General features: G+C 42.7%; 17 protein-coding genes and 1 pseudogene. 1 reads left to right on the forward strand and 17 read right to left on the reverse strand.

The window, feature by feature from the left end; all coding sequences use genetic code 11:
• Positions 1-140 precede the first annotated feature (140 nt).
• The 7 genes from DWW43_RS04090 to DWW43_RS04120 all read right to left on the reverse strand — a co-directional run bounded on the left by DWW43_RS04090 (position 141) and on the right by DWW43_RS04120 (position 11,734).
• Complete coding sequence (locus DWW43_RS04090) at positions 141-569, reverse strand: hypothetical protein (protein WP_119962804.1); 429 nt, start codon at positions 567-569, stop codon at positions 141-143.
• Positions 570-742: 173 nt separating this feature from the next.
• Complete coding sequence (locus DWW43_RS04095; protein ID WP_119962805.1) at positions 743-3,295, reverse strand: glycoside hydrolase family 3 N-terminal domain-containing protein; 2,553 nt, start codon at positions 3,293-3,295, stop codon at positions 743-745.
• Between the two features lie 75 nt (positions 3,296-3,370).
• A complete protein-coding gene (glpK, locus tag DWW43_RS04100; RefSeq protein WP_044944574.1) occupies positions 3,371-4,852 on the reverse strand; it encodes a glycerol kinase GlpK in 1,482 nt (493 codons plus the stop codon).
• A gap of 89 nt (positions 4,853-4,941) precedes the next feature.
• A complete protein-coding gene (locus tag DWW43_RS04105; RefSeq protein WP_243104389.1) occupies positions 4,942-7,644 on the reverse strand; it encodes a TetM/TetW/TetO/TetS family tetracycline resistance ribosomal protection protein in 2,703 nt (900 codons plus the stop codon).
• Positions 7,645-7,734: 90 nt separating this feature from the next.
• Complete coding sequence (locus DWW43_RS04110) at positions 7,735-8,754, reverse strand: lysylphosphatidylglycerol synthase transmembrane domain-containing protein (protein WP_119962807.1); 1,020 nt, start codon at positions 8,752-8,754, stop codon at positions 7,735-7,737.
• Between the two features lie 623 nt (positions 8,755-9,377).
• Entirely contained in the window at positions 9,378-10,307 is a 930-nt protein-coding gene (cysK, locus tag DWW43_RS04115; protein WP_021944777.1) for a cysteine synthase A, read from the reverse strand.
• A gap of 116 nt (positions 10,308-10,423) precedes the next feature.
• Positions 10,424-11,734 carry an O-acetylhomoserine aminocarboxypropyltransferase/cysteine synthase family protein gene (locus DWW43_RS04120; protein ID WP_021944776.1) on the reverse strand — a complete coding sequence of 437 codons (1,311 nt, stop codon included), beginning with the start codon at positions 11,732-11,734 and terminating at the stop codon, positions 10,424-10,426.
• A 466-nt stretch (positions 11,735-12,200) separates the two neighbouring features.
• On the opposite strand from DWW43_RS04120, the gene DWW43_RS04125 reads away from it, so the two are divergent.
• Positions 12,201-12,635, forward strand: a complete 435-nt coding sequence (locus DWW43_RS04125) for an Rrf2 family transcriptional regulator (RefSeq protein WP_021944774.1) — start codon at positions 12,201-12,203, stop codon at positions 12,633-12,635.
• Between the two features lie 715 nt (positions 12,636-13,350).
• Here DWW43_RS04125 and DWW43_RS04130 read toward each other — a convergent pair.
• The 10 genes and pseudogenes from DWW43_RS04130 to DWW43_RS04175 form a co-directional block, all read right to left on the reverse strand.
• Positions 13,351-14,400: a S66 peptidase family protein gene (locus DWW43_RS04130; protein ID WP_119962808.1), complete on the reverse strand. Its 1,050-nt coding sequence runs from the start codon at positions 14,398-14,400 to the stop codon at positions 13,351-13,353.
• A 33-nt stretch (positions 14,401-14,433) separates the two neighbouring features.
• The gene (locus DWW43_RS04135) at positions 14,434-15,342 is read right to left on the reverse strand and encodes a radical SAM mobile pair protein B (protein WP_119962809.1); all 909 of its coding nucleotides are present in this window, start codon (positions 15,340-15,342) and stop codon (positions 14,434-14,436) included.
• On the reverse strand, positions 15,330-16,019 hold the full coding sequence (locus DWW43_RS04140; protein ID WP_008704237.1) for a radical SAM mobile pair protein A: 690 nt from the start codon (positions 16,017-16,019) through the stop codon (positions 15,330-15,332). Before DWW43_RS04140 ends, DWW43_RS04135 begins: the two co-directional genes overlap by 13 nt.
• Positions 16,016-16,453 (reverse strand): radical SAM mobile pair system MarR family transcriptional regulator, encoded by a 438-nt coding sequence (locus tag DWW43_RS04145; protein ID WP_119962810.1) that lies wholly within the window; start codon positions 16,451-16,453, stop codon positions 16,016-16,018. Before DWW43_RS04145 ends, DWW43_RS04140 begins: the two co-directional genes overlap by 4 nt.
• Before the next feature lie 142 nt (positions 16,454-16,595).
• Positions 16,596-16,876: pseudogene (locus DWW43_RS04150) on the reverse strand (helix-turn-helix domain-containing protein).
• A gap of 28 nt (positions 16,877-16,904) precedes the next feature.
• Positions 16,905-17,246: a TipAS antibiotic-recognition domain-containing protein gene (locus DWW43_RS04155; protein WP_084770625.1), complete on the reverse strand. Its 342-nt coding sequence runs from the start codon at positions 17,244-17,246 to the stop codon at positions 16,905-16,907.
• A gap of 265 nt (positions 17,247-17,511) precedes the next feature.
• The gene (locus DWW43_RS04160) at positions 17,512-17,904 is read right to left on the reverse strand and encodes a hypothetical protein (protein ID WP_119962811.1); all 393 of its coding nucleotides are present in this window, start codon (positions 17,902-17,904) and stop codon (positions 17,512-17,514) included.
• Positions 17,897-18,220 (reverse strand): hypothetical protein, encoded by a 324-nt coding sequence (locus tag DWW43_RS04165; protein ID WP_119962812.1) that lies wholly within the window; start codon positions 18,218-18,220, stop codon positions 17,897-17,899. Before DWW43_RS04165 ends, DWW43_RS04160 begins: the two co-directional genes overlap by 8 nt.
• Before the next feature lie 174 nt (positions 18,221-18,394).
• A complete protein-coding gene (locus DWW43_RS04170) occupies positions 18,395-18,838 on the reverse strand; it encodes a GNAT family N-acetyltransferase (protein ID WP_008400171.1) in 444 nt (147 codons plus the stop codon).
• Positions 18,839-18,864: 26 nt separating this feature from the next.
• Complete coding sequence (locus tag DWW43_RS04175; RefSeq protein ID WP_227909634.1) at positions 18,865-19,194, reverse strand: hypothetical protein; 330 nt, start codon at positions 19,192-19,194, stop codon at positions 18,865-18,867.
• Positions 19,195-19,301 lie beyond the last annotated feature (107 nt).

Genomic DNA, 19,301 nt, shown 5'->3' on the forward strand with positions numbered 1-19,301 from the left:
ATATAAATAGAAAAGTAAAGCCAATAATAAACAAGATAGATATCTCTTTATCCCTGATACGCATAATATCCCCTCTTATCCTAAGTACAATACAGCCTGCCCGCGGTTACAGACTGTGTTACATTGCAAAAACGATATTACTAGTTACCCAATAGTGTAAAAGATGCCTGCTTGGAACCTTCAATATAATAGCTCACTGTTGCACTTGTATTACTTGTACTAATGCTTTTGGAATTGCTTGCTGATCGTTTTCCATCATATACTTTTGAATCGCATGAAGTACCAGTAAAGTCAGATTTCATCTTCACGCCATTAAATGGACCACTCTTTGTGGTATGTCCATAATTTTCTCCTCCAATTGCGGCATAAGAACTTATCTTATCCTTGGAAACGCGATATAAATAACTTGCATTTCCTGTTACCTTTATACCACTCTTAGTATATGACAATGACGGAACATTACCCACATAAGACTTCGCAAATGACACTGTGCTGAACATCATACACGTAATGCACCCCATAACACAAAGAATTCGTTTTGTTTTTAATAAGCTTCTTTTTCTTAACATATAATATACCTCCATCTTTCTATTATCTGCAGACAACCATATTATAGCAATTTACGCGAAAAATAAAAGCAATTCAACAAAACTTGACATATAACAACTAAAACCCCCATTAAAAACTATAATTCGACAAAATGCGATTAAATAATTTCCCTATTTCTTTTATACTTCCTGATCTACGCCCGCTTCAGGCTTCCAACCCGAAGTTCGAATTCATCCAGTGCCTCCTGCTCCGGATGCTCACATTTCAAATGGACAAAGTCGATCAATCTGGTGTGCGGCTCATACTCGTATTTGTAATCAATGTCGGACAGATCAAGTCCCAGTCTGAGCCACAGATGATTCATATGCTCTTTCGTGACAGAATTCTCATACAGAATCTTGATCGGTGTCATCAGACTGTAGCTGTACGCTGTCTTTGCATCCAGATAGACAGGCATGCTGCACACGATATTCCGGGAGCTGTTTCCAATCAGGATATTATAGATTCCTTCCTCTGCCACCCACTGATGCAGGTCACTGTCAAATGAAGCAAAGTCCTCTTTTTTCAGAGTAAAGCTGACCTTCTCCTGGTCGCCATATGCCAGCCGGATTTTCTTAAACGCTTTCAATTCCTTTACAGGCTTTGAAATGGATGCATACGGATCACTGATATAGAGCTGAACAACTTCCATACCTTCAGAGAATTCTTCCGGTCCCTGATTGATCACATCCACAGCGATCTTGATTGAATCCGTAAATACCGGCATTTTCTTATTATCTACTTTGCCATCCGGATAAATGATCTCTACCGGAGACTGCTCTCCGATTGCACGCTCATTGCTGATCTCAAAATGACTGTAGGATAATCCATGTCCAAATGGATACAACGGCTCTACCATCTTCTTATCATAATATCTGTATCCGACGTAGATGCCTTCTCCATAATTGACCTGATATCCGTCACCCGGGAAATTCAGATAGGTCGGCGTATCCTGATATTTCTTTGGGAATGTCAACGGCAGCTTTCCGGATGGATTCACCCTGCCGGTTAAGATATCTGCCATTGCATGTCCACCTTCCATGCCCGGTAAGAACATACAGAAGATACCATCTAACTCATGCTCCCAGAGTGCCAGATCAACCGGTCCACTTACATTTAAGATAAGTCCCAGCTTCACAAGCGGATTTTCCCGTTTCAGATCTAACATCTGATTCAATATCTGTGCATCCTCGGCGGACAGCTTCATATCCTTCCGGTCATTTCCTTCCATGCCCGGTATTCTGGCAACGCAGATATAGGTGGAAATGCCTGCACGCTTCCCTGCTGCCGGTATTCCGATACTCACCTCGACACCATTTTGGATCAGCCCCTCGTAGATGCTGCTGTCCTTATCTGTCGTAATACCTGCACTTCCGGTACCACAGTCATATAAACGGATAGCTCCGCTTCCGCAAAGAACGACACCCGATAAAAGATCATCTTCCACAGCTGTCTCAAATACCGAATCACTTCCTGCCTTGCTCTTTGCCTGAATCGGAAAGATGTCATTCTCATTTTTCAACATAACAATGCCCTCGCAAGCCGTCTTATAGGCTGCCTGCTTCGACATATCCATGATATACTGCGCTGACATATCATAGCACTCCGGTGCAGCGTAAGTCTCTGCCAGTTCCAGTATTCTCGCCACATTCTGATCCAGTTCTTCTTCGGTCAGTTCCCCATTTGCAACTGCTTCCATGACTACTGTAGGATCAGCTGTAACTCCCGGCATATTCAGGTCATTTCCTGCTTTTAATGCTGCGATCGGATCGTAGACTGCGCCCCAATCTGACACAACCATTCCGTCAAAGCCCCAGTATTTACGTAGGATGTCATCTAACAGCCATTTATTCTGTGTACATGCCGTACCATTGATCTTATTATATGCTGACATTACAGTTGCCGGTTTCCCCTGTTCTACACAGGCACGGAAGCCCGGAAAATAAATCTCCTGCAACGCCCGTTCCGATATCGTCTCATTGATCCCCTGACGGTTCTTTTCCTGATTATTTGCAGCAAAATGCTTGATATTTGCCGCTACTCCTTCCTCCTGCACACCCTTTACATACTCCGGTGCAAGCTTCGACACCAGACACGGATCTTCTGAGAAACCTTCAAATAATCTTCCACTCAATGGATCTCTGTGGATATTGATATTCGGTGTTCCAAGAAGCATATGCACGCCATACGCCCGTGCTTCCCGTCCAAGTGCATGTCCTGTCATATTCACGATATCCGGGTTAAATGTAGCCCCAAGCATCATCCCACATGGAAAACATGCAGGCGACATAATGTCTGCCGCAGCATCCCCTGCCATCTCTACAAATGCCAGTGTTGTCTCATTATTTGTTGTATTCTTTACAAACTGATCCTTGAAGTGATCCCGAACCTTCTTCCAGACCTTCATTTCCTTTTCTGTCAGCTTATCAGGACGGAAATAATCAAATATAACATGACGTTCTTCTGTAGCACTGAAGTCTTTCATCAGCCATGCTTCTTCCTCATCCCTCGGATTCTGTCTCCATGCAAGGATCAGATCGCCGATCAGCTGTTCATAATTAATTCCCGTTCCGCCATCCAGCATACGGATCGCCGGTACACCACACTCAGGAACTGCTGCGGTACTGAAGTTACTTGCACCGCACACCATAGTGGCTTTTTCTTCTATTGTCATTTGTTCTAGTATGTTTTTGATCTTATCTGTCATGTCTCAATCTCCTGCTATTTGAAGCTATTTTTATCTGAAAACAGCTTACAGATTCTATCTAATAAATTCCGATTCTTATAAAAGTACCCGCTTTACCGCAGTCTCCCAACCGGAAAGCCGCATCCGGCGCATCTCCTCATCGATCTCCGATGTAAATGCCCTCTCTACGCTCCAATTGCTCTTTATCTCTTCTATATCATCATAATATCCAACTGCCAGTCCTGCCAGATAAGCCGCACCAAGCGCTGTCGTCTCTGTCACAACCGGACGGATGATCTCGCCGGACAACAGATCTGCCTGAAACTGCATCAGGAAGTTATTTGCACTTGCACCACCATCTACACGTAACTGCTTCAGGCTGATACCGGAATCACTCTCCATCGCTTTTAATACATCGTAAGTCTCATATGCCAGTGATTCTACAGTTGCCCGGACGATGTGCTCTCTTGTCGTTCCTCTGGTCAGCCCCAGGATCGCACCTCTGGCATAAGCATCCCAGTACGGTGCACCAAGTCCGGTAAATGCCGGAACTACATAGACACCATTGCTGTCCTTAACGGATAACGCTATTCTCTCGGTATCACCGGCTTTCTCGATCAGCTTCATCTCATCACGCAGCCATTTGATCGCGGCTCCTGCGACAAACACACTGCCCTCCAGCGCATACTGTACTTTGCCGTTCAGTCCGATCGCTATCGTGGTAAGCAGCCCATGTTCTGAATAAACAGCCCTGTCTCCCGTATTCATCAGCAGGAAACAGCCGGTTCCATAAGTATTCTTCGTATCTCCCGGTTCGAAACAGCACTGTCCGAATAATGCCGCCTGCTGATCTCCGGCAACGCCTGCAACCGGAATCGAACCACCGAATAACCGCTCGTCTGTATAGCCATAGATCTCACTGGAATTATGTACCTCCGGCAGCATACTCTCCGGTATACGGAATTTCTCAAGTAATTCCTTATCCCATTCCAGTGTGTGGATATTAAACAGCATCGTTCTGGATGCATTTGTATAATCTGTTGCGTGAACCTTGCCTCCGGTCAGCTTATAGATCAGCCATGTATCAACCGTTCCAAAATATAACTTTCCATCCTCTGCAAGTTTTCTCGCTCCCTCTACATGATCGAGAATCCACTCAATCTTTGTAGCTGAAAAATAAGGATCAGCGATCAAACCTGTCTTCTCGCGGATCACTGTATCATAGCCCTCTGCTTTTAATGCCTCGATCCGGTCTGCCGTTCTTCTGCACTGCCACACGATCGCCGGATATATCGGTTCTCCTGTTTCTTTATTCCAGACGATCGTTGTCTCTCTCTGATTCGTAATTCCGATCGCAGCAATCTCCTCAACAGGAATTCCCAGTGTCTCTCTGGCTTCCATCATCACGCTCATCTGTGACGCCCAGATCTCCTTCGGATCCTGCTCTACCCAGCCATTTTCAGGAAAATACTGTGTAAACTCCTTCTGTGATACAGCCGCCATCTCTCCATTTTTTCCGAATAAAATCGCCCTTGAACTTGTCGTACCCTGATCAAGTGCCATAATGTATTTCTTCATACCCATTTCTCCATTATATATTTTCTGCTTTGCCCATTCGTTACTTTATATCGTTCTCTTATCTGCTTTGCCGCATAACACTTCAGCCTTTATTTCAAATAATCATCTCTCAGTATCCGGTTCACACGTTCTACTTCTTCCCGAAGCCCACGGGAGGACATTCGAAGTGCACCCTGCCCCATGATGATCAACTGTTCCAATCCATCTGAGGATGCAACCGTCACTTTATACTTTCTGCCAAGTTCATGTGTCGTCTTTTCTATATACATATCGGCAGTCTCTGCTTCTTTCGTATAGACCACATGGATATTTCCATGCTTTGTAATGCTGCCCGGATTCTGCTTCACCTTATAAGCATCAAATACGAGGATCAGCTCACAGCCGACATACCCCTGATAATTCGACATAATATCAATCAGCTTATCTCTGGCACTGTCGATGTTCACCGCTGCCAGCGCTTTCAGGTCATCCCATGCAAATATCACGTTATACCCATCAACTAACAGATATTCTTTCTCGCCCTTTTGCTTCCTGTATGCTCCGGGTCTGGCAATTCCAGTATCCGCCGTCTTTAATCCGACAGCCGGTGTCTGCGCACCGGTGGTCTTGCTCTTGCCATGTTCTGCCGCCTTTTTCACATACCAGTCCGCTTCCGACACACTCTTATTATACCGATTAAAACCGGCTTTATTATAAGCTGCATTTTCCCGGCTGTTTGAACCATAGGTACGGACAAATATATCCTCTAACTCTTTCTCATCATACACCGGAGCACCTACGTCCTGCCGCTCACGCGCCATCCGTTTTCGGTTATCCTCGTCTGCCTCAGTAGGCTCTGACGTTATATTTCGCAGGACATCTTCCATTCCTGCAAGTGCAAATCCCGGATCTTCTTTTACATGCATCATATCATACACATCGTACCAGTCCACGATATATCCGGCTCCATGTGCACAGAATACCGATGATGCCGGATTTGCCATATCAAGCTCCGGATCATAGGTACTTGCCGCCAGCACTTCATCTTCATTGTGGCATGGCTCATATCCCTGCAGGGTACAGGATAACTTACCCTGTCCTCTGGTATATGCCGTCACATCCTGCTGGTACTCCTGCATCGTAGCAACCGGTGCAGTTCCTGTCAGGATACTCATTTCACCCTCGATCTCCGGCTGTGCAAATCGTCCATGCATCCGCGTGATATCGTTCATCGCCCGCCCGGTCATCTCTGTAGGAATCTCCAGCCGGAATGCATACACGGGTTCTAACAGTCTGCATTCCCCCATCATAAGCCCCTGCCTTACTGCACGATATGTTGCCTGACGGAAATCACCGCCCTCTGTGTGCTTCTGATGTGCCCGTCCTGCGGTCACTGTGATCTTCATATCTGTGATCGGTGCGCCTGTCAGCACGCCGCGGTATTCTTTTTCTTCCAGATGTGTCAGGATCAATCTCTGCCAGTTCTTATCGAGTACATCCTCGCTACATATCGTATCAAACTGCATTCCACTTCCCGGCTCCAACGGTTCCATCAGCAAATGCACTTCGGCATAATGGCGAAGCGGTTCAAAATGACCGACACCCATTACCGGTTCTGCAAGTGTCTCTTTATATATGATCCTTCCCATACCAAATGATATGTGATAACCAAATCTGTCTTTTATGATCTGTGTCAGCACCTGAAGCTGCACCTGTCCCATAACCTTGACAAAGATCTCCCGGGTCTCCTGTGCAAACTCCACATGTAACTCCGGTTCTTCTTCCTCCAACTGCCTGATATCCCGGAGTACGACAACTGCATCCTTGTCCTCCGGATAGCTGACTTTATAGGATAACACAGGTTCCAGTCCTGCGAATACATTTTCCTGTTCACATCCAACGCCCTGACCTGCGGATGTCTCACCAAGCCCGGTGACCGCACATACCGTTCCGGCAGGAGCCTCCTCTACCGTCTCATAACGCGCACCGGAATAAATCCGTATCTGGTTGACTTTTCCTTCAGTTCCCTCGATCTGCTCTCTGCACTTTAAGCTTCCTCCGGTCACCTTCATATAGGTAAGACGTTCCCCTTTTGCATCTCTCGATATCTTGAAGATCCGTCCGCCAAATTCTGCATTATATGCAGGCATCACCATATAGGCTTTCATCGCATCCAATAATTCCTGCACACCGGAGAGTTTGAGTGCTGATCCCCAGAAACACGGAAATATCTTTCTGTCAAGAATTGCTTCGATGATATCCTCTGTCTCAACCGTACCACTATCCAGATAGGTATCTAACAGTCTCTCGTCTGCCATCGCGATCTGTTCATCTCTGTCCCCGGATGAGAAATCAACGCAATCCCCATCCAGCTTTTTTCGTATATTTTGGAAAACAGCATCTTTATCTGCTCCATCCATGTCCATCTTATTTACAAATATAAATGTCGGGATCTCGTACCGCTTCAACAGCTTCCATAACGTATCGGTATGACTCTGTACCCCGTCCATGCCATTAATGACAAGAATCGCATAGTCAAGCACCTGTAAGGTTCGTTCCATTTCCGCTGAGAAATCAACATGCCCCGGCGTATCAAGCAGCGTGATCTCCATGTCATCATATGTAAATACCGCCTGCTTGGAAAATATCGTGATCCCACGCTCCCGCTCCTGTGCATCCGTATCCAGGTAAGCATCCTTATGATCCACCCGTCCAAGCTTACGGATCTTGCCTGCCGTATATAACATGGCTTCCGATAATGTAGTTTTTCCCGAATCAACATGGGCAAGAATACCCACCACCAACTTTTTCATATCTGTATTTACCCTGTTTCTGTCCATCATATATCATATCGAGCATATAGCTGACGGATATTTTTCCATCCGTCCCACATCTCATACGGGTCAGACTTCCTTCTTCTTATTCTTTCTCTGTTTTATAACTGCAAACTTCGCTGCATAGGCCGCGCCCAGTGCACACGGAAATACAAATGTTGCAAAACGGTATAGCAGTGCCATAGCTCCTGCTTTCGCACTTCCCACGATCGCACCAAACATTGCGATCATTACAAACTCACTGGAACCGATCCCGGCAGGCGTAGGAATAACTGCCGCCAGCATGACGGATACCGTCGTGATCGCCAGTGCCACATCCGGCGAAAATGCACCGCTCTTGTACAGTACGATATACGGAATCATAAACCAGCAGGAAAACTTACAAAAGTTGATCAGCAGAACGCCAAGCAGCAGCTTCCAATGGCGCAGCAATTTCTTTGATTCCGTTTCCATGATATCACACTGTTCTTTGATTTTATCAAACTTTTCTGTAAATCGTCCTTTGTAATTCACCAGATCCATCAGCTTCTTTAAGATCTGATGGAACCATCCGGCACATACAAACAACAGTAAACATATCGTAATAATGACCGTAGCCACAAATCCAATTCCAATATATGCTTCATATTCCGCAAAGGTTTCATTCATATAATGGAAATGCAGCAGATACAGGATCACCGCCATAATTCCGATGCTTAATTTGTGCACTGCATATTCAATCATATACATACCAAATGCTTCTGATGTCTTCACTCCATACTCATTCAGGTAAACCAGAGCCGACACACCCGCTCCGCTTCCAAGCGTCGCCGTTCTGTAAAATGACACAAAATATGTCATTCCAAACGCCTGTCTGAATGTAAACGTCGGATTATACTGTCTGGCAAATAACATCGTGATCGTACTCTCAAACACACCATACAGCAATGTTGCCACAAGGATCAGCACGACGATCCAAGGGCTTGTCTTCACAAGCTGCTTTGCGATCGGTCCTGCCATATCCCGGAACACATATACGATCAGGCCAAGAAGCACCAGCACAAATGCCCATTTTATAATACTTTTCTGCGTTTCTGTTAATTTCTTCATACTCAACTTATTACCTTTTATCTAATTTCCATATATATCCGCATATAAATATACTATACCATATCCACACGCTCACCGACAACATAAAAGGCTGTTTGTTGTTACAGGCATTTGCATCTAAACTACTGTGCCATTTACGCCTGTGCCGCTGTGCCATATACCATGATATAAAACATTAGTGTCAGTTTCGTTATGAAATGCATATTGCCAGCGAATGCGGGTGCATGTTTGAGCCGGAGGCGAGTTTGCACAGGAGCATGAGCGAATAAGACATATGCATGGAATAGAAACTTACACAAGTTTTTATTGCCTGTACAGCTATGCCATATATTATGATATAAAACATTTGGGTCAGTTTCGTTATGACATGCATATTGCCGGCGAATGCGGGTGCATGTTTGAGCCGAAGGCGAGTTTGCACAGGAGCATGAGCGAATAAGGCATATGCATGGAATAGAAACTTACACAAGTTTTTATCATAATGTATGGCATGGCTGTACAGGCATAAAAGACACAACAGCAAACACGCCCCACCACATTGCTGTATGGTGGAGCGTGTCTGCTTTGAGATAAATGATTTATTCTAAAAGGACTTATATATTCACATTCGTTTAAATTACATCTTAGCCAAAGAGCGGAGTTGAGTAATATCTGTCACCACTGTCCGGAAGGAGAACTACAATCGTCTTTCCTGCATTTTCAGGACGCTTTGCAAGTTCCTTTGCTGCTACGAAAGCTGCACCGGATGAGATACCAACGAGAATACCTTCTATACTTGCGATCTCTTTGCCGCCTTCAAATGCTGCATCATTGTCGATTGTGATGATCTCATCGTAGATTTTTGTATTTAATGTATCCGGTACAAATCCTGCACCGATACCCTGAATCTTATGAGCTCCTGCAGTTCCCTTTGAAAGAACCGGTGATGTAGCCGGCTCTACTGCTACAACCTTAACATCCGGATTCTGCTGCTTCAGATATTCACCGACACCTGTTACAGTTCCGCCTGTACCAACACCTGCTACAAAGATATCAACCTTTCCGTCTGTATCATTCCAGATCTCCGGTCCTGTTGTCTTTCTGTGTGCTTCCGGGTTTGCCGGATTTACGAACTGACCTGCAACGAAGCTGTCAGGGATCTCCTTAGAGAGCTCCTCAGCCTTTGCGATCGCGCCCTTCATACCCTTTGCACCTTCAGTCAGAACGATCTCTGCGCCGTATGCTTTGATGATATTTCTTCTTTCAACGCTCATGGTCTCCGGCATAACGATGATTGCCTTATAACCCTTTGCTGTAGCGATAGATGCAAGGCCGATACCTGTATTTCCGGATGTAGGCTCAATGATCGTAGCGCCCGGCTTTAATGTGCCCTTTCTCTCAGCATCTTCGATCATCTCTTTTGCGATTCTGTCTTTTACGCTTCCTGCCGGATTAAAATACTCTAACTTTGCAAGGATCTTTGCATTTAAGCCTTCCTTTTTCTCAATGTGATTGAACTCTACTAATGGTGTATTTCCGATTAACTCTGTTGCGTCTTTATAAATTTTACTCATAATTTTAATCTCCTATTCTGATTCTATTTTTTCGTTTTGCAGGTGACCGATGATCTTCGATCACCCATATTTTTTTATTGTTTTTATGTTCAATTATCTACTGTTTTTATTATTGATTATTCTGCGATTGCCTTAAATGCTTCATCCAGATCTTCGATAATATCGTCGATGTTCTCTGTTCCGATGGACAGACGAATTGTATTCGGCTTGATACCCTGATCTAATAGCTCAGCCTCGTTGCATTCTGAATGAGTGGTTGATGCCGGATGGATAGCAAGGGATTTTACATCTGCAACATTTGCAAGGAGCGAGAATAACTCAAGCTGATCGATAAATGCCTGTGCCTCTTTTGCTCCGCCCTTGATCTCAAATGTAAAGATTGATCCGCCGCCATTTGGGAAATATTTCTTATATAATGCCTGCTGTTCAGGATCCTCTGAGATGGATGGATGATTTACCTTCTCAACCAGTGGCTGATCTTTCAGATACTGTACAACCTTAAGTGCATTTTCAACATGACGTTCTACACGTAAGGATAATGTCTCAAGTCCCTGAAGGAAGATGAATGAATGTACCGGCGAGATAGTTGCGCCCATATCTCTTAACAGGATCGCTCTGATGTAAGTAACAAATGCAGCAGGTGCTGTATCCTTTGCAAAGCTTACTCCATGATAAGATACGTTCGGCTCTGTTAACCATGGGTATTTGTCACTGGATGTCCAGTCGAAATTACCACTGTCGATAATGACACCACCGATCGTTGTTCCGTGTCCACCGATGAACTTGGTAGCGGAATGTACAACGATATCTGCGCCGTACTCGATCGGGCGAACGAGATAAGGTGTTGCAAATGTATTATCTACGATCAATGGAATGTTATGTGCATGTGCGATCTTTGCGATTCTCTCGATATCTACAACCTCTGAGTTAGGATTTCCGAGTGTCTCAATCTCGATACCGGTTGTATTGTCCTGAATAGCAGCTTCGATTGCATCATAGTCAAATGGATCAACGAATGTTGTCTCGATTCCAAAATCCGGAAGTGTATGTGCAAGAAGGTTATATGTTCCACCGTAGATGTTCTTTGCTGCTACGATGTGGTCACCCTTATGTGCAACTGCCTGAAGTGCATATGTCAGAGCTGCTGCTCCCGAACCAACTGCAAGTGCTGCTACGCCACCCTCTAATGCTGCGATTCTCTTTTCGAAAATGTCTTCTGTAGGATTTGTAAGTCTTCCGTAAATGTTACCTGCATCTCTGAGGCCAAATCTGTCTGCCGCATGCTGGCTGTTATGGAATACATATGATGATGTAAGATAGATCGGAACTGCTCTTGCATCTGTTACAGGATCCGGTGTTTCCTGTCCTACGTGTAACTGTAATGTTTCAAATTTTAAATTTCTTTCGCTGTATGATTTCTTTGCCATAATTTTTAATCTCCTGTTCTTTTCTCCCGGCTGATGTACGTTTCCGTTTCCTCTATCATTATGTACTGCCGTTTTATTATCTGTCATTTTATTCTGTATTCGTTATTTGCTCCCTATGCCGGAGCTTATCATTTCGTCATTCATGGATATTCTTATCCGGGCTTACTCTAGCGACAACATCTGTAAATTCCGCCTGCTGATAACGCTTGTCTGGTAGTACACATTCGATTGTCTTCATTCAAATATTGTGGTTGATAATACTTGTTCAACATACCTTTTACCTCGTTTCCGCTTATTCCTATCAACAAACTATGATTTATCTTATGCATGTATATTACACCTCTATTCCTACTTTGTCAATAGGATAATGGAAATATTTTTATAGATTTTTCTTTTAAACTGGTGTATAATCAATTCATAGAAAATTAGTATGAATTATGATCGTGTAATTTGGAGGTGTATTACATTGAAAATATCAACAAAAGGAAGATATGCATTACGGCTTATGATCTATATAGCAGCCAACTCTAATGGTAAGCCGGTCAGCATAAAGGATGTAGCAAAAAACGAGGATATCTCTGATAAATATCTGGAACAGATCATTTCTATATTAAATTCCGGCGGACTTGTCCGAAGCGTCCGTGGTCCACAGGGTGGCTACCTGTTACGAAAAGCACCGGAAGACATTACAGTCGGTGCAGTTCTTCGTCTGACAGAAGGAACGCTTGCCCCTGTTGCCTGTGTCGAAGAGGATGCGCCTGAATGTGAGCGTGAATCCATATGCTCCACCTACAATCTGTGGAAGCAACTCTACAGTGCGATCTGCAGTGTTGTTGACACAACCACCATCGCAGACCTCTGCAACAGCCGACCGGAAGCTGGCGATGAATACTGCATTTAGCCTGATACTCCAAGCAGCTGAATTGCTTATGCTCTGACACTAACAAAACTAGCATAGATTTCTATTTAATGCATATGCCTTATCCGCTTATGCTCCTGTGCAAACTCGCCCTACGGGCTCACACATGCACCCGCATTCGCTGGCAATATGCATTATATAACGAAATCTATGCTATTGTTTTGTTAGTGCCAGAGTATAACCAATCCAGCCGTTTTGTAACATCATAGGAAACTCAGTCGACTGCACTATCGATTTTTAAACGATGGGCTGTCGTGCACTTAAAAGATATTCTTATCAATAAACGCGTGATCAGCCTTATCACTAGAATGAAACAAACTTAAAAAATCCCCCCTTCGGGTACTAAACTGAATTGAGATTATCTGTTTGGAACAGATAATCTCAACACATTGTTATTTTATATTTGTGAATCTCATATTTGTATCTATAAAAAATCTACCCGGCTGTTCACTGTTGTTGAGCCGGTTCAGATCGATAATAGACAAAACATTCGTATAGAATTCGTTATGACATGCATATTGCCAGCGAATGCGAGTGCATGTCTGAGCCCGTAGGGCGAGTTTGCACATAAGCATGAGCGAATCAGGCATATGCATGGAATAGAATACTATACGAGTTTTTCTATTGTCGATTCTGAGCCAGATTAACACGGTGAACAGCCGGTTAGATTTTTATCCATAAATGTGAAATTCACACATTACTTCAACTTCATGTCAACCACAAGGTTGTTTCCGGTGGCGGTGATGTTCGCATAGCTGCCGGAGATCAATGGCAGCATCGGTGCGATATGTCCAAGATCGGCATCCATGATAACCGGCACATTGTGGTGGGCGATAATATCCAGTACCGCATGATACTGGTCAAGCCCCATCATCTCCTGTCCATGCACCAGCGGGCGTCCGATCAGGAATCCCTTCACATATCGGAACCATCCCGCATGCTCCATCTGCCACATAGCGCGGCGGATCGCCATCACATTCAGATCACAGGCTTCTAAGAACCAGATGAAGCCATCCTCTTTATAGTGTTCCAGAAAATCTGTTGTTTTATCAAATTTCGTTCCAAGCAGATTCACCAGACAATCCATACATCCACCGATCAGTCTGCCTGCCATGAATACTTCATCGACAGCAGTCGATCCATGCGTCGCATCCGTTTCATACAGGTGAAGTTCCTTCTGTTCAGTGATATTATACGGTGCAAGCGGATGTTCTTCATCCTTCAGGGATTCCTTCTCATATCCACGATATCCCTGCAGGCTTTTCTTCTCACCACAAAGCAGTGCAAATGTATCTTCTATCGATGCATGCCACGGCTCCATGCCAAATGCTGCCGCACATGGACCATAAACAGAAGCTGTATCACAGATCGTTGTCAGCAGATAAGTCAGATTAGTATTATCCGAATATCCCACAAACCATTTCGGATCTGCTTTCTTTAAGCGTTCAAAATCAATATGATCAAGAGTCTCACACATCAGCTCTCCACCGCCACAGGATATCAGCACATCATTTTTCTTTGATGTGTACATTTCATTAACCTCCTGACCGCATTTCTCCGGCGTGTTACTGATACCGATACCACAGCCTTCATAACAATTCGGACCAAGCTCCGTCTGATAGCCCTTAGCATGGAATGTATCAAGTGCATGACCAAATGCTGTCCGATATGGTTCTATATTACAACCAAAAGATGGCGCAACAAAACCAATCGTTCCGCCTTTTTCTAAAAATTTCGGATATCTCATTTTTCTCCTCCTTTTAGCCTCATAAACTGGAATTTAGCGATTTCTTTTTCCGGTATTCTCTGTCCCACGGATTTCCTCATGATAGAAATAATCTACGATCACCGGATGCCCCTGCGGGACTCTGCCATAAGGCATTTCATTATCCACAAAGGCACAATCATACTTCTTAGCCATTTTCTCAGCTTTTACTTCAAGTGCTTCAAAGTAGCTGCGGTTATGCTTGTTATAGATCTCGTCGTAAAGTGGTACAAGATCAGGATATTTTCCGGCGATATAATCCATAATTGTCTTTTTGAAACCGCCTCGAAGATTGAGATTTTCGAGCCAGAACAAATCGCACTGATTCTTTACCCGCTCAAAGATTGCTTCAAAATCCGTGATGCCGGGGAATACCGGGGATACGAAACAGACTGTACGGATACCTGCCTCATATACCTGCTTCATAGCAGCGATACGGTGCTCAATGCTCGAAGCAGAATCCATATCGTTCCTGAAATTTTCATCTAGTGTGTTGATCGACCATGAAACGGTTACACGTCCAAGCTTCTTCAACAGATCAATATCCCGTACCACAAGATCCGACTTTGTGCAGATCAGAATATCTGCGTCACTGCCGATCAGCTGCTCCAGAAGTTTTCTGGTATTCCCGAATTGCTCCTCCTGTGGATTGTAGCCATCTGTCACAGAACCGATGACCACCCGCTGTCCGGCATATTTCTTCGGATTTTTAATTTCCGGCCAATGCTTCACATCAAGGAAAGTGCCCCATTCCTCCTTGTGCCCGGTAAAGCGCTTCATAAAAGAAGCATAGCAATACTTGCAGGCATGTGTACAGCCCACATAGGGATTGACCGAGTAACCGCCTACCGGCAGACTAGACTTCGTCATGATGTTCTTTGTTTCCACCTCACGAATGAGGATTCCATTCATTACTTCTTCCATGATTTCTGTACCTCTAACACTTTATTAAATTCTTCCGGCATTTCCTGAATCATATTTTCATCCCCTATGATAGGGACAAGGTCTTCCTTCATAAACACCGGAATGCCGAGCTTATGTGCCTGGTCCGTCAGAGACCATGCCCATTCCGGCTCCGTATGAATCTTCCTGCTCTGAGCTCCGGTCATGGTGCCGACAACGATCCAATTGATTCCGGAAAGGTCAACTGTGCCGGGATCATCGAATAACGGCTCAAAGGTAACATGGTAATGTTTTGCTCTAACGTTTTTCCGAAGGGCGTCGATACGCCACCGTTCTGCTTTCCTCGTCACCGTAACGCCAAACCATGCGTTTTCCAGATCGGTATCAAAATCCAGCAAATCAGGTCGCTTGGTAAGGAACAGGAACTGATGCTGTGGATTTTCACGGATCTTTGCAAATACCTCGTCTCTCCATTCCGGCTTCCATCCAGAGAGATCGCTCATGCCGGTAAGAAGAAAGTTCTGCGGACGTTTCTTTTCCATCATCTTGAGCTTACCCGGAAAGAATTCAGGGTCAGCGAAATCATCAATCATATGCCAGCGTTTCACGTTGTTGCGGGCATAGCAATATGTACACCCCACTGTGCAGCCAATGACGATATTCATGTTCTGAATCTGATCTTTGATACAAATACTCATGACTTCTGCCACTCCTCAAGATTCTTTCTGATGCGGTCGAGGCATTCCTCAAACCGGGTAATTTCTTCCTCTGAAAAACCTTTGTAGTAAATACTGCCCATCTCATCAGATACAGAATCGTACTCGCCCTTTAAGGCATATGCTTTCTCAGTCAGAAACAGGAGCGTTTTCCTTTTGTCCGTTTCAGACTGAACACGGCTTATCAGCCCTTGATTTTCCATTCTTTCCAACATCGTAGTAAGAGATGTTATCGCTAATCCGCATTTAGTCGAGAGTGACCTGATTGAGATACCATCCTCCTGCCACAGTACATAAAGAATACGCCCCTGGGCTCCATTAAATGCATCAATATTCTTTTCACTGAGAATCTTCTCGAAAATCCGGTCTCCAAGCTGTTTTATTTTGGTGACAAGAAATCCTCCATTCATTTCCATACAAAAGCTCCTATATAGTAGTTTACCAAAAACATACTATATAGGAGCTTTATTGTCAACAGTTTATATGTCCTAATAGGTAAATTCCGTTTTTTCAATTCTCCAAACTGGAATTGTTCAAGCTTTTCAAATACTAACGTCCTTAATTCTGTTCAATAATTGATTTATAGTAGTTACCAAAGTCAGCAAGTGAATTAACAATTGGAAGCATTTTTGTTCCGAGTTCCGTTAAGCCGTATTCAACTCTCGGTGGCTGCTCATGGTAATCGTGGCGATATGCCAGCCCATCACTCATCATTTGTCTTAAACTATCTGTCAAAACCTTTTGTGAAATACCATCTATCCCCAAAAATTATTTGTTGTCACAGCAATTCCTAAAGGTATTATTGCAATCCCCAATAACTCAATCTTAATTCCTTTCATCGCAAATACCTTCGTTACAAACTTGAATTTACCTTCCGCTCATATAAAATATATCAATAGCTTTACTTGCAAACTCTGCTGTGCCAACTCCTCCAACATCATCAATATTTTCCGTAAGTTCTCCTCCACCGGCATACATTCTTCCAAGACCGCATAAAATCTTATCAGAACATGTATAAAAATGATCTGTAATGTAATCCTGAAGTTTCCTTACCTGCAACTGCACCTGTTCATCTTCTGGGTCCATTTCTTTCATTTGTCCGAATTCAACAAATAATTGCATAAACTCATTTGCAACAGTAGCTTCATCGTCTTTCGTCCAGTTCTTTGTTTTCTCTTCAAACTCCTTATACTCAGAGGTTTGTCTTATACCGAAACATCATTACCCCATCTGCTCCTATACCCATCCTTTCTCCTTCTGAATTATTGATGCTCCGTTTACAATTTACTGATTTTCATTATATATCGGCATGATTACTTTAATTCTGAACCTTGGTTGGATAATTTGACGTTTACCATAAGTATAGGTAAATCTTTTTTACTAATAAAACAAGATGGATCATCGAAATCCGACATGCTTTTTTCAAGCATCCTTCTCTGATCCACCTAGCATTTGTGTTTTATATAAAAAAATATTAATACTTGAAATCTTCAAAGAAAAAGCGATATGCCACTTTTTTTGTACCATCAAAATTAATCAGTTCAATTTTTATATATTCGTCAGTACATTCAATATCATAATTTTTAGCTGACAGCTTCTCCCCTTGATTGCTAATTCTTGTTTTAAAGGAGATCATATGGACCTTATTAATGTGGTCAAAAATAGAGATTTCAACCTGAGTGTCACCATCAAATATTGTATCACCAATTTCTTCACCAACAATCACGTAATCTCCGGCATTAATACTCTCTCTAAACCATTCTTTTGTTGAATAATTAAAAAAATAATGAATTGCAGTATATGAGCCAATAATCAATACCAAAACTATTAAAACAATAATAATACTTACATAAGCCTTTTTATTCACTTTTTCTCCTCTCTAATACAAATTCAGCAAATGCATCTCGTGCTGCCTTGGATTCTTGTATTTCTTTATGTCTTTGTCTTTTCGCCACCCCTTCCGGCACAATTTCATTATACACAAATAACAATGTTACAAAATCATATACGACTCTATATTTCAAATTCTTAGCTCTAGTCGATGAAGGAATATTTTTTATCCGTTTCACATATTCCGTTATCTCCGCATCTGGTTGTTGTGTAGCTGGTAATTCTTCAAACAACTTATTGATTAAACAATTACTATGCGCCGAAGCATTTCTTATATCACGCACGCTACCCATTCAGCGTATATATCCCGTTTCGATTTTCTAAAGACCGCTTCATAATCCCCGCTCTGTATAATGTTCAAAACAGCATTCCAACCATAGGTTGTTTCTATGTACTCAATATAGGTATGTGCATATGTATACCCACGGCAATTTTAAAATGTCAACGGATTATTAGAACATGTTTCTTTATAGCTTTCTTTGCAAATATACCATATCCACCAATTGTATTCCATCTTCGTATATTGGATGATCGTAATTTTCTGTAAAAAAATGGGGAATGATACGCGAACGGACAAAACCACATTTTTCATAAAATGGTATTGTAAGTGGGCTATCTCCTGTTCCTACTTGCAGAATAGCATATTGCTCTCCGTATTTCTCAACAATAAAATCAATCAGGGCTTTTGCATATCCTTTCCCTTGATATTCCGGAGCAGTCGCAATATTTTTTATTTCAAGCACTCCATTTCCTTCATTGGTAACGACGCACTCGCATTTAATCCCATTATCATCTAACACATACATTCTGCCTTTATTAAGATAGCGATCTATCATATTTTCCTGCTCATCTGCCAATAAGAGCAACTCAAGATATTGTTTTTTACTTTCTGTGATTTCTATAATTTTCATCTTTTATCCTCATAAACGGGAAGTTATCAATCTGTTTCATCTTTTTTATATATTACGCCGTCCCATGCATAATATCCCGCGATATATTCATAATCAGGATATTCTTCTATCTCATATAATTTTCTCCCACTGTCAGATGTACAAATTACCACATTTGATATTTTATAATTTTCCAGTTTCGATGTTTGAGAATATCTTACTCCATTAAGATATATATAATCTCCTTTTTCAATTGCCTCATTTTTATAACTTTTATTGTGTGCAAAATAATATCGACCACAAATAAAAATAACAACAATTGTAAGTAAAATAATAATTAAAACTATTGATTTCTTTTTTTCTACCATCATTCTCATTAGCTTTCTCTTAACATTTCATAAAATTCCGATTTTCTCAATTCTTCAAACTCGAATTTGACTAATTATTGTGTTTTAATGATTCTATAAACTACCCCCAATTGAGC

The organism is Clostridium sp. AF15-41, assembly GCF_003604095.1.
Classification (GTDB): domain Bacteria; phylum Bacillota; class Clostridia; order Lachnospirales; family Lachnospiraceae; genus Coprococcus.